The 16,915-nt window shown below is 43.5% G+C and carries 12 protein-coding genes and 1 pseudogene; 2 read left to right on the forward strand and 11 right to left on the reverse strand.

Annotation, left to right across the window (positions count from 1 at the left end; all coding sequences use genetic code 11):
* Positions 1-195: 195 nt before the first annotated feature.
* The 6 genes and pseudogenes from K0T92_RS04455 to K0T92_RS04475 form a co-directional block, all read right to left on the reverse strand.
* Entirely contained in the window at positions 196-1,191 is a 996-nt protein-coding gene (locus tag K0T92_RS04455; RefSeq protein ID WP_219871237.1) for an RNA-binding domain-containing protein, read from the reverse strand.
* Positions 1,188-4,298, reverse strand: coding sequence for an ATP-binding protein (locus K0T92_RS04460; protein WP_219871238.1), 3,111 nt, complete (start codon positions 4,296-4,298; stop codon positions 1,188-1,190). The genes K0T92_RS04455 and K0T92_RS04460 overlap by 4 nt, the downstream gene beginning before the upstream one ends.
* Positions 4,299-4,569: 271 nt before the next feature.
* Positions 4,570-4,712 (reverse strand): annotated as a pseudogene (locus K0T92_RS25585) (IS701 family transposase); the annotation flags it as partial.
* A 562-nt stretch (positions 4,713-5,274) separates the two neighbouring features.
* Positions 5,275-5,502, reverse strand: coding sequence for a hypothetical protein (locus K0T92_RS04465; RefSeq protein WP_219871239.1), 228 nt, complete (start codon positions 5,500-5,502; stop codon positions 5,275-5,277).
* Positions 5,503-6,322: 820 nt separating this feature from the next.
* Entirely contained in the window at positions 6,323-7,255 is a 933-nt protein-coding gene (locus K0T92_RS04470) for a HAMP domain-containing sensor histidine kinase (protein ID WP_246627892.1), read from the reverse strand.
* Between the two features lie 155 nt (positions 7,256-7,410).
* The gene (locus tag K0T92_RS04475; protein ID WP_219871241.1) at positions 7,411-8,085 is read right to left on the reverse strand and encodes a response regulator transcription factor; all 675 of its coding nucleotides are present in this window, start codon (positions 8,083-8,085) and stop codon (positions 7,411-7,413) included.
* 144 nt (positions 8,086-8,229) lie between these two features.
* On the opposite strand from K0T92_RS04475, the gene K0T92_RS04480 reads away from it, so the two are divergent.
* On the forward strand, positions 8,230-9,183 hold the full coding sequence (locus K0T92_RS04480; RefSeq protein ID WP_219871242.1) for an ABC transporter ATP-binding protein: 954 nt from the start codon (positions 8,230-8,232) through the stop codon (positions 9,181-9,183).
* Complete coding sequence (locus tag K0T92_RS04485; RefSeq protein WP_219871243.1) at positions 9,180-9,881, forward strand: ABC transporter permease; 702 nt, start codon at positions 9,180-9,182, stop codon at positions 9,879-9,881. Before K0T92_RS04480 ends, K0T92_RS04485 begins: the two co-directional genes overlap by 4 nt.
* 133 nt (positions 9,882-10,014) lie before the next feature.
* Here K0T92_RS04485 and K0T92_RS04490 read toward each other — a convergent pair whose 3' ends face one another.
* The 5 genes from K0T92_RS04490 to K0T92_RS04510 all read right to left on the reverse strand — a co-directional run bounded on the left by K0T92_RS04490 (position 10,015) and on the right by K0T92_RS04510 (position 16,537).
* The gene (locus K0T92_RS04490) at positions 10,015-10,800 is read right to left on the reverse strand and encodes a carbohydrate ABC transporter permease (protein ID WP_219871559.1); all 786 of its coding nucleotides are present in this window, start codon (positions 10,798-10,800) and stop codon (positions 10,015-10,017) included.
* A gap of 44 nt (positions 10,801-10,844) precedes the next feature.
* Complete coding sequence (locus K0T92_RS04495; protein WP_219871244.1) at positions 10,845-11,720, reverse strand: carbohydrate ABC transporter permease; 876 nt, start codon at positions 11,718-11,720, stop codon at positions 10,845-10,847.
* 90 nt (positions 11,721-11,810) lie between these two features.
* Entirely contained in the window at positions 11,811-13,100 is a 1,290-nt protein-coding gene (locus K0T92_RS04500) for an ABC transporter substrate-binding protein (RefSeq protein ID WP_219871245.1), read from the reverse strand.
* Between the two features lie 102 nt (positions 13,101-13,202).
* Positions 13,203-14,765, reverse strand: coding sequence for a response regulator transcription factor (locus tag K0T92_RS04505; RefSeq protein ID WP_343223638.1), 1,563 nt, complete (start codon positions 14,763-14,765; stop codon positions 13,203-13,205).
* Positions 14,766-14,773: 8 nt separating this feature from the next.
* A complete protein-coding gene (locus tag K0T92_RS04510; protein ID WP_219871247.1) occupies positions 14,774-16,537 on the reverse strand; it encodes a sensor histidine kinase in 1,764 nt (587 codons plus the stop codon).
* Positions 16,538-16,915: the final 378 nt, after the last annotated feature.

Raw genomic sequence — 16,915 nt, forward strand, 5'->3', positions numbered from 1 at the left:
TTTGACGCCGGACGCGGGCAAACCGTCTGCAAAAGCTGCGTCATGCCTTTGGCGGGCAGATAGTGCGCCTGTACCAGGATGATGACGCTATCTCTAGTATCCAGAATCGAAGTCGACTCTCTAATCTTTTTCTGAGGCAATGTGACAACTATCTCGACAAACACCTACTTATTACCGCTCATCATTAAACTAATTTTAAACAATCCACTCTACAATATCTGTAAATTCATTTTCATAAAGTTTTTCAAAACTTTTCCCATTCTCATCAGATAAAAACTGCAATAATTCCCCCATGTCCTTTCTATATATCTGACCCATTATTTGAAGATCTTTAGCTGCCTCACGCGTCGCTTCATAATCCCCAATCTTATTCATTGTTTCCCGTAGATTATCATGCTTATCTTTCCAAAATCCTATATACTCAAGTTTTGCCTGAGCTCCATCATAGATACTTGTTCCAATCTTTTCCGGAGCATTCTTGCCATAATATCTTCTTTCATTTTCGCTTAATACAACAAACAAAAGCTTGTTCTTGTAGTGGTGATCTTTTAAGGTTTCACCAACCTCATACATACATGCCTGCCTTTTCAGATACGTATCACTTATAATTATTAATACGTAATCATGATCCTGCAATGTATTCATAAATGCCATAAAACTATCTTTGTACCTCAATTCGGTATATCGTGAAACTTCTACTTCATTCTTCAGCTTCTCTCGAATTCCCTTTTCAATAATATCCACAATTGGTGTATCACATTCCGTATATGAAATAAACAAAGTTGGAGGCTCGTTTGATACCTTTGCACCAATTATCTCCACACCATTATTCTTATAACAATAATAGGTACCATCTACCATTATTTTTCTTTTTGATTTTTTAACTTTAATAGCAAAAATATTAATCCCTGCTACACTAACATACTGATGAACGCTATAGGCGTCACCTGTCAATTTTTTATATGTCGACTCCATAATGCTACTCATGTCAAACGCAAGTTGGAGTCCTACTGGTTTCAATATCCCATTATCTTTTTCAACTCCGATAAGAATATAACCCCCTTCGTTATTGGCTAATCCACATATGAATTTTGCTAATTCCCCGGGACGTGACTCCAATGGTTTACATATTAAATTATCTAATTTGCTTTTACTAATTATGTCTATAATATCTTTTTCGTTCAATTTCATTCACCCATCATGCCTTTCAATGGTATCCTGTTAAGTTTAGTCAACTTAATTATTTTTCCAAAGGTAAGTTTTTGTGGATCGTCTTTTCCATTTGAAACCCATAGTTCCCAATCCATGGAGTAGTCAAGAATATCCTTTTCTGTACTGTAAAATATTCTTACTTCTCCACCATTAGAGGGTCTTGTCAGCAAATATATTTCTTTTCCATCTTTCTTTATTACAAATATTGTGTTAATCGCAAATTTAGAGTTGACTAAAGGTTGAATATCAGTAAGATCATATCCATCATCTTTTTTTGTTTTCAGATATGAAATAATTGTATCTTTTGATTTATCAATTATGGACTTTACATACTCAAATGACTCTACTTTGTGTTTCGATGGCCTTATAAACTGGTTTGCAAAGTCAGCATTAGTAAAAGCCGTTTCTAATGCATCTTCTGAGTCGATACCATATTGTAATAGTATATCTTCTGTAATCTCAATTCTTACATCAGTATCCTCATTCTTATGGACTTGACTTTTACGTATGATTTCCTCAAGTTTTTCCGGACTAGAAATACCGAATTTATCCATTATATTATGCAATGTCTCAGCCTGCTTAATATTTAGAGAAATTTCTTCATCGTCATATAAATAGTGTTTATTACGATATAATTCCGGGAAAATATCTTTTGCCTTTTCCTCATGATCAGATAACCACAATAATAACTTTCTAAAATTATTTCTAACTTCAGTTTCTTTTGTATTCCTATATTTATTTACATATTGTACAATTGCTTGTGATACATCGCTATCATTTTTCCATCTACTTTCTGGTAAATCCAAATAAATATTTCTTATCAGTAAAACCGCCTTAATATCTTGTCCTGCGCTGACTGCTAATTCTTTCAATGTTTCATCCATCTCATTATCAAGGAAGATGTCATCTTTTATCATAAATTTCCCGTTCTGATTTGGAAGAATCGGTTTCGTTGACTTATTAATAAGGTTGTCGTATCCATGTTGTACTGCAAATTCAACAAATTCTTTCAATATTTCTATAGCGTTAGCTTCAGGCAAATTCATGTATTGTGAAAAATCAACAACATCTCCCAATTCACTAATTTTGTCTGCCACACTGGTCATTATATATTTTAGCGCTTCCTGCAATAATTTTTCCGAAATCACAGGTACCTCTATCAGTTGATTATCAGTTTCAAGTATTTTATTTGCATATTGACAAATTTTTATCTGCACACCAAGAAGTTCATGACCATTTCTATACAAATAAGCCAATTTTAAAAAAATATCTGTTTTTTGCTGTCGAGCAGCGTCATCTAATTTACCCTCAATAAGCTTTAAAGTCTGCTCGTTATCAAATTCTTTAAACTGAAACCACTCTCTGTTTTTAACATTTAAATCAAGAAGCCACTCCCTACAATCATTATCAAGAATATTCAATATATCTTTATACTCTGCCAAAATCTCATTATCTAATTTTAATTCTTCAATACCACAAAATACTCCATTTTGATTAGGTATTACTTTAATCTTATTTGAGCTAATATATGTCTGAAAGTTTTTATTATCACTTATCAAATCATAATAATCTGATAACCATGTTTTCCACTTTTTCTCTGCTATATTATTCTGTAGTTGTTCTACATCTCTATAATCCTGCAGTTGCTTCGTTAACGTTTTAAAAGTGTAGCTATTACAATCACTCCATAATGAATGGTACCAATTATGAATATCTTCCTTACACGGAATGCGTTCCGGCATTATTCTATTCATCAAATCCCATACATTTTCACGTATTTTATCATCTCGTTCAGAAATGATAAATACTTGCTCGGAATCAAAACAATTTAGCAATTCCATCATAGAATCACTACTTGTTCTGATAATAGGTGTATGGAGAATAGTATCTTTGCAACAATCAACTATTTCATCTGCAAATTCCTTATCGTACCATTCTTTTTTTGAAGATGGATTGATACAAGTTATATTGTAAATTCCACTCCATTTCTCTTCCGCAACATGAGCTAATAATTTCTTGTATAATTCACATGCCTTTTCAAGGATATTTCGATTTTGCTCTATTTTATTGTCAATCTTCATTTTTGAATTGAACATAACAATACCATCTCTTGGTTCTGTCGGATTAAAAGCCCTCGAGCAAACTAAAACTGGAAAAGGGAAATCCTCTGTACCAATCAGTGGAAAATCACAAAACAGCTTGGATTGTTCATCTGCAAATGGCATAATGTTCATTGTATTATCGCAGCAATCCAATGCAATTGATATTGTAGTATCATCCTGTTCTACATTCAAAACAAAAATGCTCTTTTTCTCAATAGCAGATTCATATAATATTTCATGAATAAATGCATTTTCCAATCCACATGAATTTTTATCTATATATCTATACACTTCTCCTGTAGACTCAAGTGTAATTTCTTCAATATCTCTGAGCATGGACAAAACATATGGAGCCGAGACTCTTAAGTTCTCAATTCCTTGCCGCGCCACTTCCACCCCATACTCATCTAACTCATACTCAAACATGGTATTGTACGCATTTGGATCCAAATCCTCCTCTAATAGTGGCTGACATTCCTGAAGCTGCTCAACAGATCTTTCCAATGCTTTAATAATTTCATTTTTCTCGTGTCCAGTGCGATCTAAAGTGATATCAAATCTTGAATATTTGCCTGTTTCAGATTCTAAAACTCCTGACACATTAACTATTTCAGATAGCAAATGCGTTGTAATAAATCCCGTTCCAAACTTTCCACTTTCTCTGTCGACTTCATCAGTTCTGTCCTTAGAAGAAGATTGATTAATGAGCGACATCACATTCATCATAGAAAAAGCTTTACCGTTGTGCTTAAATACAACAATTTTGTTTTCTTTATTAAAGTTGATACTTATTTTCACTCTACCAGTATTGTTACTCACATCTTTGGCATTTTGGCATAACTCCCAAATCCATCTTTTAGCACTATTCTCGTTATTACTATGTCGAAGTTTATCTAGTAATTGAACAATACGATTTGCAGCACCTATTCTTAATGAATTATTATCTGCTTCCACTATACTTCTCTGCAAATGTTCTTTATTCATATTTCCTCCTCCAAAAAAAGTAATATAAAATAAGTTAATTTGAACTTTCAAATAAAAATATGTATTTTATATCATCGTTATTTATTCAGTTTTAATAGTCTTTTTTAACAGTTCAATTATTTAACCTACACTCTATAAATGAGCAAAAACGAATACTAAAAATCATATTATCCCCTATATAATTTTGAACAACTCGCAAACGACATGAAAGGAATCGCAACTTCGTCCACATTCATAAACGACTAGGAAGCGTTCCTGTTGAAAATCCACCCACTTTACCGCTAAAACCTGTCGCGGTTGCGGCCGCCATATACGATTCGATAGGCTGCAAAACCGACTTAGAATAATTAAGCGTAAGACGGTGATGTAACAAAAAGTTGCGAAGTGATCGGGTACGATAGCAGTATGAGACATTGCGAGTTCTCTTTGGGTAAATGGGGTTGTGGTGACTACTTTTTACCACAAGGAGAGCGCTTTGCCTCTATTCTTTTTGTCTTTACAGTTTACTGGAAGTGACATTTATTAGAAGTGAACTTGCTCATTTATAGTTAGAATGATAAAAATCCATTCTGCTAGAATTACTTCTATAGAACAGGTACAAAGTCCTGCAAATTTGACAAATTGCAACCAACGACAGGTTCGAATCCGTCCAGCCGATCATGGGGGACTTTGATCTCCTGATCGCCATACTCGGTGTGCACCGGTTATCTTAGCATATAGCCGTTTCAACTATTCTTGGTTTCTTTATTATGATCGTAGTGGCAATGTCCAATTAGGTGTCAAGCTCAGCTGTCAATGTGGCCCACACCACTTCCTTGAACATGTCCTTCATTGCAACCTGGATTGCTCCACGGACTAAAAAATTGCGGGTTCCACATCCTATTTGTTCCCAAATTCCACTTAATCTTATATCATTTTCATTTTCATTTTTTTGATTAGTTTTCTCCAAGTACAAACTGCCGTTACTGGAACCATTTTAATCAAAATTTGTAGCCATTTTATTTATACTAGATTCTGCAATTTGAATTATAGTTTTTTCTACACTCTGTGGTACACTAGCAAGTTCACTTTGTTCCTCAGTAATCCCTATAGCAACTGCAACTCCTTTTAATTTTTCTCTATTCATCTCCAAAATAAGAGGTTTGTTTCGAACATCATTAGCTTCAGTATTTGATTCTTCTCGTTCTCTATAACCTTCATCCACTAATTCAATATCATCCAGAACAAAAAGGTTTTTTGGGGGTAATTCAACACAATTTAATACAGCCGGGAGAGCTACTGCTAAAGACGACAATTCTCTAGTTCATATACAGCAAGCGTGTCAAGGCCTCGAAGCGTTCATTTCAGCCTTGACCTGCGATCTCGTCCTTACCACTCTTCATGGCCCAGCAAAGCTTGCTGGGCCTGCCACACGGCGAGTGACGGGAAGCACTCTTTATGTAAAGTCACTTTAATGATTCAGATTGCTGCTTTCTCATTCCTAACTCTTGACTGATAATTTGACACAAGGTAAGCTCTAACTATCAGCTTCGTATATCACTGAAAAATCAGGTGCGTATGTCTTTTTCTGTGTATAACCCATTAGCGCCTGTTTCGTATATCTTGGCTGACAAATTCAAAGTTATGCGAATACGAAGCGAGAAAAGCGAAGTAGTGGAATAGAGATAAGCCTTATTGAACATGGGATTCCATTTTGATAGGTCAAAAATTGGTTCGCATATCACGGTGTTATACGAGCCCTATTTTGAGACAATACGGTGAACGGACGAATCAAGGCGATAAAGCAGTTTGATAAAAAAACGTTCACGGGTTACCGGGATTTTACTATGATGATGGTGTTGCTTGAAACGGGGATGCGAATCGGTGAGCTATGTCATTGTGGCGTCCGCCTTGTTTCAAAACGGTTTTTATGCCCCAATTTTTCCAGCTTCATTTGCCCTCACACTTGGTTTTTCACCCTTTTGGCCGACTTTATTTCCGAGTGGCTATAACAATCAGATGTAATGTTTACTATTTCCCTAAAACTACAATTTCGTTTCTGCCCCCAAGGGCAGCCTGATCGTAAAAATCGAACCTCGATTAAGCTCACTCTCTACCTCAATCGATCCTTCGCACAAATCGACGATGCGCTTTACCAGTGTTAATCCGAGTCCGTTCCCCGCCGTTGCGCGAGAGGCATCGCCTTGATAAAATTTATCAAACATCCGCCGCATCGTCTCTTCGCTCATCCCGCATCCCTGGTCCTCAAGCCGAAACACCGCCTTCCCTCCGCTTTGCCATAAGCTAACCTTAAGCATCCCTCCGCTGTTCGAATGCTTGATCGCATTATCCAACAAATTGATCCATACCTGCTGAATCATATTTTTATTACCGCATATTTCGATCTCATCGTCCAAGGCAAGCTCCAAATTGAGATTGCAGGCGCTCCACTTCGGCTCCAGCATCAGAATCGCCAGCCTGACTTGCTCATCCAAGCGGTAGGAGGACTTTTCACTCACGATTTCGATATTCTCTACCTTCGACAAGTTGAGAATGCTGGCCGACAAGCCGACCAATCGTTCAGATTCTTGGATAATGCTGTCCAAGTAGTCCTGTTTGTCCGCCTCGCTAAGGCCACCCTTCTTCAACAATTTGGCGAAGCCGCTGATAGAGGCTATGGGGGTCTTGAATTCATGGGAGAAATTTCGCACGAAATCGCTGCGCAACGTCTCAATCCCCTTCAGCTCCTGCACCATTTTGTTAAAGCTCGCCGCCAGCGCATCCAGTTCAAAAACAATGCTGCCCTTCGCCCTCACTTCAGCGGAAAAATCTCCTTTCGCCACCCTACTGGTGGCTTCCATCATATCCCGGATCGGCCTCACCGAGCGCCTGCTCAGCAGCGCGGCAATCACCACCCCCAGAAAAAGGCTGATATATAACAACACATACACCCCGCGAATGGGCTCAGGGTGACTCATGTCAAGCAGGCCTGCCCGATAAAGGAAAAACGCAAGCAAACCCGCGGAACCAATAGATAGCACCATGACTACAAACACTAACGCCACCAAGGAAAACGCCAGACTGATTTTTTGCGGAAAAATCCTTCGCTTTCTTGGCATCCTCTTCATCCCCTTCACCCGCGCTTCACCATCTTGTACCCCAACCCGCGCACCGTCACAATCTCAAAATCAGGATTGTCCCTGAATTTGTCGCGCAATCGATTAATATGGACATTCAGGGTATGACTATCAATCTCTGTTTCCAGCCCCCAAATTTCCTCCATTAAATGCATGCGGGTAAAAATTTTGTCGGTATAGCTCATCAGCTTAAATAGCAGGTAGAACTCCTTCTGGGGCAGAAAGGTTTCCACCTCTCCTCTCGTAACCGATAGAGCATTGTAATTCAATGTAGTATCTCCCAGCACGAGCTTATGCTCGCTGGCAACCTGCGCCCTGCGAAGCAGCGCCTTGATGCGGAACAGCAGCTCCTGCTCGTCGAACGGCTTCGTCATGTAATCGTCCGTGCCAGCAAGGAAGCCTTGATGCTTGTCCGTGATTTCATGCGCAGCCGTGACCATCAGAATCGGGATATGGTCCCCGGCGCTGCGCAATTCCTTGCATAATTGATAACCGTCCATCTCCGGCATCATCAGGTCCAGCACAATCAAGTCAAATCGTTGCTCCTCCATCCGGCTCAGCGCTTCGAGCCCGTTCTTAACCGAATGGGCATTGAAGCCTCCATGCTTGAGCACAGCGCATAGCAGCTTTTGCGTACTGGCATCATCTTCGACCACGAGAATATCGAACAATGCGCACTCCTCCCTCCACCACATCATTAATATACTGTCCCAAAATAAACGGAACATCAACCCCTATTTGCTGCGCCGCTTGAGGTTCAGTTGATATTCAGCCATTAAAATTCGGTTATCCCTGAATAAAGGAGAGATTATGTTATGAGAACAAGCAGTAGAGGCAAAATCGGCAGTGCTATCGCCATCCATCTTGAGAATGTCAGCAAAAGCTTCGGCGATTTCCCGGCCGTGCGCAATCTTTCGATGGAGGTGAACCGCGGAGAAATTATCGGCTTCCTTGGGTTGAACGGAGCTGGCAAGACTACGACCATCAAAATGCTCCTTTCGCTGTTGAGGCCGTCATCCGGCAGCATCCACATGTTGGGAAGCAAGGTTGACGCCGGCAATTATAAGCTGTGGGAAAGGGTGGGCTATTTGGAGGAGGCCACCTTCTATCCAGAACTTACGGTCACGGAAAATCTGGACATTGCCCGCAGGATGCATCTGCTCTCCGACCGCAATTCCATTGCTCGCGTCATCCAGCAGCTTGATCTAGGCGCCCATCAGGACAAGCAGGCCAAAAGGCTTTCACTGGGAAACAAGCAACGGCTAGGATTGGCAAAAGCGATGCTCCACAACCCGGAGGTATTGATTCTGGACGAGCCGATCAACGGACTTGACCCGGCCAGTGTCGTCGAAATACGGGAGCTGCTGCTCGACTTGTCGCGCAATCGTGGCGTCACAATCCTCATTTCCAGCCACCTACTAGAAGAATTATCCAAGCTGGTGGACCGTATAGGCATCATGCACAGGGGGCAGCTCATCCAAGACATGAAGATGAACCAACTGGAGCAATCTCTGCAAAAAAGCTTAATGCTGGACGGACGCAATCGCGGTGCCCTGATGCGTATTCTCACAGAACAGGGGTACAGCTATGCAGAAGCCGCGGACGGGCGCTTGGTCTTGGCAGAAGGCAGCGCGATCGCGCAACCGGAGAAGCTTGCAGAACTGTTGGTGCGAACTGGTCAGCCGCCGACTCACCTGAGCGTCGTTACGGAGGATCTGGAAGGTTATTTCTTGCGCATGATCCGTACAGCAGGGAGGAAGCAGGCATGAAGCTCCTTTCTCTCATTCACAACGAAGCTCGTAAAATAGGGCGGTCTGTCGTCTTCTGGGTCATGCTCGCAGTCTTTACGGTATTGCCCTTGATGATCGCTGTTTTTAACAGTTCCGCTGCCAATTGGGAAGCCTACTTCGCGGATCTGCTCGGCTCCATAGGCTCCTTGCTGGTCGTAGGATTCTCATTCACCTCCGCCTGGGTGTTCGGAATGGAGTACACCAACAATACCCTCAAGGATATGCTTGTTAAGCCGGTCCCCAAGTCATATTCGGTATTGGCCAAATTTATCGTCATCGCCCTGTGGAATACAGGAATCGCCGTTTTCACCTTTGCGGTAATCGCGGGCGCTGGTACCGTGATTGGCGTTAGCGGAGGCTCATTATCCACCATTCTGACTATTTGCTGGCCTTTCATGGCGGCTTCCCTGCTGATTATGCTTGTCAGCACAACGAGCGCTTTATTCGCCAATCTCACCCGAGGCTACCTCGCTCCGATCGGGATCACCTTTGTAATCGTAATTGTATCGAATGTGGTCGTACAGCTAGGATATGGGCTTTATTTCCCCTGGACGATTCCAGTCCTTCTGCTAACCGGAGCAGAGCTGGACTTCATCAGCATGATCGTACTGGCTGCCACAGGAATAGCAGGGTTCGCCGGAACAGTGGCTTGGTGGCGATTTGCCGAGCATAAGTAACAGCCCTCAAAAGGAGGACTTGAAAAAGATTACTTTCCACATAATGAGTAAGCATAGCTTCCTCTGCTGGATCACACAAAATTAAAAAAAGCCGCGAATTAAGCGACTTTTAATGGATTATTATGGACTGGGATTAGCCTTTCACCGCACCGGACGTAATACCTTGGATAATGTAACGCTGCATGAATAGGAAGAACAGGATGATCGGGACAACTGCCATCGTTAAAGCCGCCATCGCCAGATGCCATTCATTCGTATATTGGCCGAAATAAATGTTCGCGGCCAGCGGGATCGTTCTGGTACTATCACTGCTCAACGTTATTAGCGGAAGCAGAAAGTCGTTCCATATCCAGAGTGAATGTAAAATGGCGATTGTCGTGGTGATGGGTTTGAGCAACGGAAGCAGAATCCTGAAAAACACACCGAATGTGCCGCTTCCGTCAATGTGAGCCGCCTCCTCTAATTCGCGCGGGATTCCTTTGATGAAGCCGTGATACAGGAATATCGCAAGCGGAACGCCAAAACCCCAGTACATCATGATAATTCCGTGGAGTGAATTGATAATACTGAGATCCTTAGCTACCTTCACAAGAGGCACCATCAGTGTTTGGAACGGAATAATCAATGAAGCAAGAATAGACATGAAAATCACGTTACTCACCTTACCTGGGCGGCGAACGAGTTGGTAAGCAGCCATCGAGCTGATAAGCAGAATGCCGATTACGGACACGGCAGTGACGATGATAGAATTCATGAACACGCCGAAGAAATTGATCTGCTTCCATACCGTAATAAAATTTTCCAATTGGAACACCTCAGGAAGCGCTGCGACGGAGGTCACGACCTCGTTATAGGTTTTGAACCCATTGACAAACGTCATGTACAGCGGGACGAAGAATATTAGCGCCAGCGCAACCATGAGCAGCTCGAGTCCGAGAGTTCTTATGTTGTAGCGACCGTTATTCACATCTCTACCTCCTTGCGTTTCATTACTGAGACTTGCACAAGAGTGATACCGGCCAGCACCAGGAAGAACACGACGGCTTTCGCCGAAGCAAGAGTAAACAAGTTCTTCGTGAAGGCATCCAAGTAAATGTGATAGGCGATCGATTCCGTCGTTCCGAAAGGCCCGCCTCTCGTCAGGGCGAAGTTCAAATCAAAAGCCTTGAAGCCTGAGGAAATCGCCAAAAACAAGTTGATTGTCATCGCCGGGCGAATGAGTGGTAGAACTACGTTCTGCATACGCTTCCATTTTCCAGCACCATCAATTTCCGCAGCCTCCAGCAAATCCTTCGGAACGCCCTGAAGCGCTGCCAGGTAAATCACCATGAAATAACCGACGGAATGCCATACGGTGACAATAACTAACGACCAGAAGGCATACCCCGGCAAGCTGAGCCAGTTTTTCATAAACATGGACCACTCGGTGGCTTTGCCGATTTCCGCGAACAGATTCGTGAAAATGAACTGCCATATGAAGCCGATGATGACAGGTCCGATGACGTAAGGAAGGAAAAAAGCGGTCCGAAGAAGATTACGGCTTTTCAATGACAAGTTCAACACCAAGGCAAGCAAAAATCCGAACACGTTCAACAAGATTGTTATGACAAGCACAAATTTAAGCGTAAATGCAAACGACTTATGGAACCCGGCGTCCTTCCAAATCGTCGCATAATTATCCCAGCCAGCCCAGGCGATATCGCTGCTGATTCCGTTCCAATCCTGAAATGAATATATAATGGCCCGCAAAAACGGCACCAGGATAATCATCGTGAAAAAAAATAAAGCAGGCGCGACAAATACCACATACGTCCATAGCTTACGATTGCTCGAGTTCATACTGTCCGTCTCCTTTATCTTTCTATAAACGATTCGATGTATGCCCCTGCTACGGAAGACATACATCGAATCGTTACGGTGATAGATGGATTAGTTTGTGATGCGGGTATTCCAAATGTTCTGAACTTCGTTGATAGCCTGATCTTTCGTAAATTGTCCGCCGACGTAGGCCTGAAGCGGCTTCGCGAACTCCTGGTTCGAACCGGATGGCCATAGCGTATGTGCCCAAGGAAGGGTTTGGTTTTTCTCCACGTAGACACTCAGGTCATTCGCCAAAGGTCCGAGCTCCGGAGTCGTCTTCAGATCAGTGAACGCTGGAATCAACTTAAAGGAATCGACCAAATACTTCTGGCCGTTTTGATGCAGCCATGTCAGGAATTTTTTCGTTTCGTCCACATGCCTGGAATTTTTGTTAAGGACATAATAACCTGGAACGCCTACTGGCATTTTCGTTTCAGCTGCGTTATCGTTCAGTGGAATCGCGAACATACCCATTTGGATGTCGGGGTTGATTTTCATGATGGAATCGATGGTCCATACGCCCTGCTGCATCATGGCCGTTTTGCCAGAGGCGAAATCAGACACCTGATTATCATAGCTGACACCGACGGATTCCGCTCCTTTGCCGTATTTTACGGTCAAGTCAAGAACATCGAAGAACCCGTTAATATTGGCGATATCTTTGACTTTCAGTTGGCCTTTATTAATATTCTCAATGGAAGCTATGGGATCTTGTTCAGCTGCGAACGGTAGGTTGAACAGATGCTGTCCGAGTATCCACCATTCCTTGTAACCCTCGGCGTAAGACTGTATGCCGGCTGCCTTCAGTTTTTCGTTCAACTGCGTAAGTTCTGTCAGCGTTGTCGGCACCTTGTCGATACCAGCTTTAGCAAAAAGATCTTTGTTATAGATGAAGCCATATCCCTCGAAAGCAATCGGAAAGCCAAGTTGTTTGCCGTCAACCGTCATGCCTGCCACTGCGGAAGGGGATACCTTGCTCATCCAAGGTTCATTGGACAAGTCCACCAGCTTATCGGACCAGTCCTTAATATCGGTGAAGGCTTTGGTCATGAAAATATCAGGTTCTTCACCGGAAGCAAAGCGGGTTTTGAGAATCGTTTCGTAATCCTTGGTTACTTGAGCCTCAATGATAACATTCGGATTTTCCTTCATGTAGTCGTCAGCCATCGCCTTTACTTTGTCGGTGATTTCCGCTTTGAACTGCAGCAGTTTAAGGGTCACTTTTTCACCTTCGCCTGATTTGGACGTGCTGTTCGGAGAATCGGCATTATTGCTCGGGGCATTCCCTCCACCAGCACAACCCGCTAAGGAAACCATGAGCAATGCCATGGTGCAGACCATAGAAATCGACTTTTTCATTCGTGTTTATCCCCCTTGAATTAGAGTGAATCCTGCTTACACTCCGATTGTATCTTTTCCGTATGCTCAGGGGCAGGGAATATATTCGCCCAAAAAAGGAATCTATGAATCTCGGTTCTGCTTCCGGAATTGAAGAGGAGAGACACCCTGCTGCTTCTTGAATACTTTACCGAAGTAATTCTCATCGTCGTAGCCGAGCGAGTTCGCGATTTCCGAAACCGGCTTGTCCGTAAATTGGAGCAGTGACCTGGCCTTATCCATCCGAATCTCGGTTAAACTCGTCATCACGGTCGTATTATATAGCTCCTTAAATTTCTTGGCGATATACTGCGGACTGAAATGAAATCGTTCCGACAGCATCGACAGCGACAGATCCTCATGAAAATGTCGTTCGATATAATCTCGGATCGCCTTCACGCCGCGGTTACCCAAGCCTTCGCGCTCTTGCTCCTCCATAAGAGCCCACCAATGCTGAATGAACGTCCTCTCCCATTCATTCAAATCGCTAATCCATAGCGGCATCAGAAGATCTGACGCCTCCTTGCTGGAATGCATCAGCCGACTGGCCCGCTCCAAAAGAAGGTTGGCCTCAATTGTGCAGGCCTGCAGATCCTTCAGCCGAAAATTCCCTCTCTGCCGGAGGCTTTGAACGAAAGAGCGAATAATCTCGGCTGCATAAGCCTTGTCACCGGTATCAAGAGTGGTTTGCAGCAGAAACTGTTGATCCGTCAACCGCGGGGGCTCCCCAGGGTCGAGTTTCGTTCCAGTGGAAGATTTCCATATATCAGTATTCAACAAGGCAGAGCGAGCTTCACCGATCGCACCCGGCAATCCGGCAGTGTCTGCTTCCGAATCGCATATTCCTATAAGCGTATCCAGCCCCAAAATGTCCCGCCATGCTTTGGTTACCTTCTCCATGCAGCGCCGGTGCTCTGACGCAGACTGATAACCGGAGGTCAAGGCCGTTAGCAGAATCCACTGATAATCATCGAATCTGCATAAGTAATGAGCGCCATAAGCTCTAAGCGTTTCATGGGCAATATTATTGATCGCAAAAACAAAGAGCTCTCTATCTCCCTTAAAGCGCCGGTCCACAAGATCCATGCGGTTGCATGGCAGTATCAGCGACACCCTTAGACGTTCTGAAGAAAGACCCACTTTATGCAGCATGCCCCGTAACCCCTCATGAAAGACGGATTCCCCCTTTAAATAAGCCGCCAGCTTCTGCTCATGGACTAAGGCGTCGGCCCACTTGATCTTGAAGCCGGTTTCCCGCTCTTCCAGCAGACTCACTTCCCGATCCCTCCAAGCGATTACAGCTTGTTCGAGAACTTGTTCAAGATCCCTTTTGGAAAAAGGTTTAAGCAAATAATCAAGCCCATTCGCCCGAATTGCAGCACGCGTGTATTGGAAATCGTCATGTCCACTGACTACAATGACTTGTGTATCAAAGCATTCTTCCCGCAGTTGACGCAAAAGCTCCGTACCGTCCATTCCTGGCATACGCATGTCGCAAAACATAACTGCGGGCTTATGCAGCCGCAGCAAGTCGAGTGCTTCTCGGCCGTCCTCAGCCTGCAGCCTCTCGGAAATCCCGAATTTCTCCCAATCTATAGCCAAATCAATGCCTTCCCGCACATGTTCTTCATCGTCAACGATCAACACTTTCAAGGTCATTCCCCTCCTGCGATGCTGACTTCAACTGGAAAACGAAGCGTAATAACAGTGGCTGCATAAGGCATGCTGCTTATGTCCCATTCGAAATCCGGTCCGTAAGACAAATGCAACCGGTGCAACACATTGAGGAGCCCGATACCGCCTTCATCCGGTCCTTGCAATTGACGCTTATCGTAACTCAATCTGATTCGTTCCAGCACTTCAGGCTCGATTCCCTTCCCGTTATCCATAACACGAATCACGAGATCTCGGCCAAGCTCAATGCTGATATGAAGCGTTCCTGTTCCCGTGCCCTTTTCTATGCCGTGTATAATACTGTTTTCCACCAACGGCTGCAGGATCATCTTCGGAACACTAATGGACAGCGCCTCGCTGGGGCAGGACAGTGTATAAGAGAGCTTATTTTTGAATCTGCCCGTTTGCAATGACAAATAGTGTTCGATATGCTCGATTTCCTGTTGAAGGCGCACCGTTTCCGATTTCAAATCCATGCTGTATCTCATAATTGCACCGAGATCGGCGATCTTATCACTGATATCATCGGCGCGGTGGCGAAGTGCCATCGTTCCGATTGATTGCAAAGTATTATATAAAAAATGAGGATTGATTTGCGCCTGCAGCATCTTGAGCCTTGCCGTCGTAAGCTCCAATCGGCTGCGGTATTCATTGTTGATCAAGTCGTCCAGCCTGCCGACCATCGTTTGGAAACGCTGTTCCAACACACCGATCTCGTCCATACGCCCAGAAGTCTCCCTAACGCGGAAATTGCCTGATTCTAATTGCACGATGTTGCGCAGCAGTCTCTTAATCGGAACAATCGTCCGATAAGATAAGATGGAAGCGAGCAGGATTAGAAAAAAGAGCGCGATGAGTTGAAGAACCAAAGTAAAGTTTAAGGTCCGTTCAGCCGCCCCATTAATGATATCGGCTGGTACGAATTTGACGAGGGACAACGGTAAATCCTGATACTGGCCCTGAACGTACACAAACACTCCTTTTCTTCCGTCAAGTTGTCCATTCACATAACCTCGAGCACCCCAATGCTCCGGTTGAGACTCCGGCCCGTCAAATTCCATGGCCGGTTCCAGGCTGGATGCATAAAGCAGCTTAAATTGCTTTTGAATATGAAGAAATACCGCCTCTCCCCTATGGCCATCGGATAACGGACGAATGATTTCAGAGATTTCTTTTTGTCCTGCATAAAGGGAAACGAGACCGAGAACATCAGGCTTCGGGTAATCGACGAGCGGCTTGTGGAAAGCCAACACTCTCTCCTCGCCAAGCATCAACACTTCATACCCCCGGTTTATATCCCAGTTCTCCCCCTCTTTCTTCGGAATTTCCGAAGGGGATAGCTTAAGAGATAACTCCAACAGCGCAGAATGCGAGTTCAAGTACGTCTGACCGCTTCCCGCGCTAACGTAACGTACCGCTTTTAATTCCGAATAGCTGTTGTATAAGTTTGAGACCTTATCGGTAATGTAAAGCATTTGGAATGGGGCCGTCTCCTTAGCGCGCAAATATTTCATAAGCGTTTGATCATTATAGAACGCAACCGACAATCTGTTAAGGTTAGTCAAATAACGTTTCATATTGTCCATGCCGATCTCCATCGTATTCTGGTTGAGCGCGATAACCTGCTCTTCTACCGAATCCGATGTCATTTTATACGAGATCAGATTGGATAGTGCAAATGGTAATACGACAGCAATGAGTATGTCGACCAGTAATTTGAAAAATAAACTTTTTTTATATAGCATACGGATTCTGTTCCTTTGCAAGGGTAGTTTTTTTACTATAAATAAATGATAAGAAATATATTCTTCGATGAACATAACATGGATCTACAAGATAATACATCAATAAAAAACTACCAGCAACGTGATATTTCAAACTTGACATGTGCTCAAAAAATCCCCGCCAAGCACGAGGCCACTGACGAGCTTATGTTTTTTCTGGGCTGGCATGTTGCAGGTACAAAAAAGAAGACATCCGTATCCCATTTATGGGACCGATGTCTTCTTTTTTGAACCCTTTGAGTGCACTATTCTTTCTTGATCGCCGTGTTATGTGTCGAATTCTCACAGATTACCGCCCCGCCTTTCTTGCTCAGGGCTGACTTTACTGATACCGAACTT

Origin of the sequence: Paenibacillus oenotherae (genome assembly GCF_019443105.1) — a bacterium.
In the GTDB taxonomy this organism is placed as follows: domain Bacteria; phylum Bacillota; class Bacilli; order Paenibacillales; family Paenibacillaceae; genus Paenibacillus_Z; species Paenibacillus_Z oenotherae.

Coding starts and splice junctions, on each gene's coding strand:
- K0T92_RS04480 (WP_219871242.1), top strand. CDS start 8,230: ATGAGAACAAGCAGTAGAGGCAAAATCGGCAGTGCTATCGCCATCCAT.
- K0T92_RS04455 (WP_219871237.1), bottom strand. CDS start 1,191: ATGAAATTGAACGAAAAAGATATTATAGACATAATTAGTAAAAGCAAA.
- K0T92_RS04460 (WP_219871238.1), bottom strand. CDS start 4,298: ATGAATAAAGAACATTTGCAGAGAAGTATAGTGGAAGCAGATAATAAT.
- K0T92_RS04490 (WP_219871559.1), bottom strand. CDS start 10,800: ATGGTTGCGCTGGCGCTAATATTCTTCGTCCCGCTGTACATGACGTTT.
- K0T92_RS04485 (WP_219871243.1), top strand. CDS start 9,180: ATGAAGCTCCTTTCTCTCATTCACAACGAAGCTCGTAAAATAGGGCGG.
- K0T92_RS04510 (WP_219871247.1), bottom strand. CDS start 16,537: ATGCTATATAAAAAAAGTTTATTTTTCAAATTACTGGTCGACATACTC.
- K0T92_RS04500 (WP_219871245.1), bottom strand. CDS start 13,100: ATGAAAAAGTCGATTTCTATGGTCTGCACCATGGCATTGCTCATGGTT.
- K0T92_RS04495 (WP_219871244.1), bottom strand. CDS start 11,720: ATGAACTCGAGCAATCGTAAGCTATGGACGTATGTGGTATTTGTCGCG.
- K0T92_RS04470 (WP_246627892.1), bottom strand. CDS start 7,255: ATGAGTCACCCTGAGCCCATTCGCGGGGTGTATGTGTTGTTATATATC.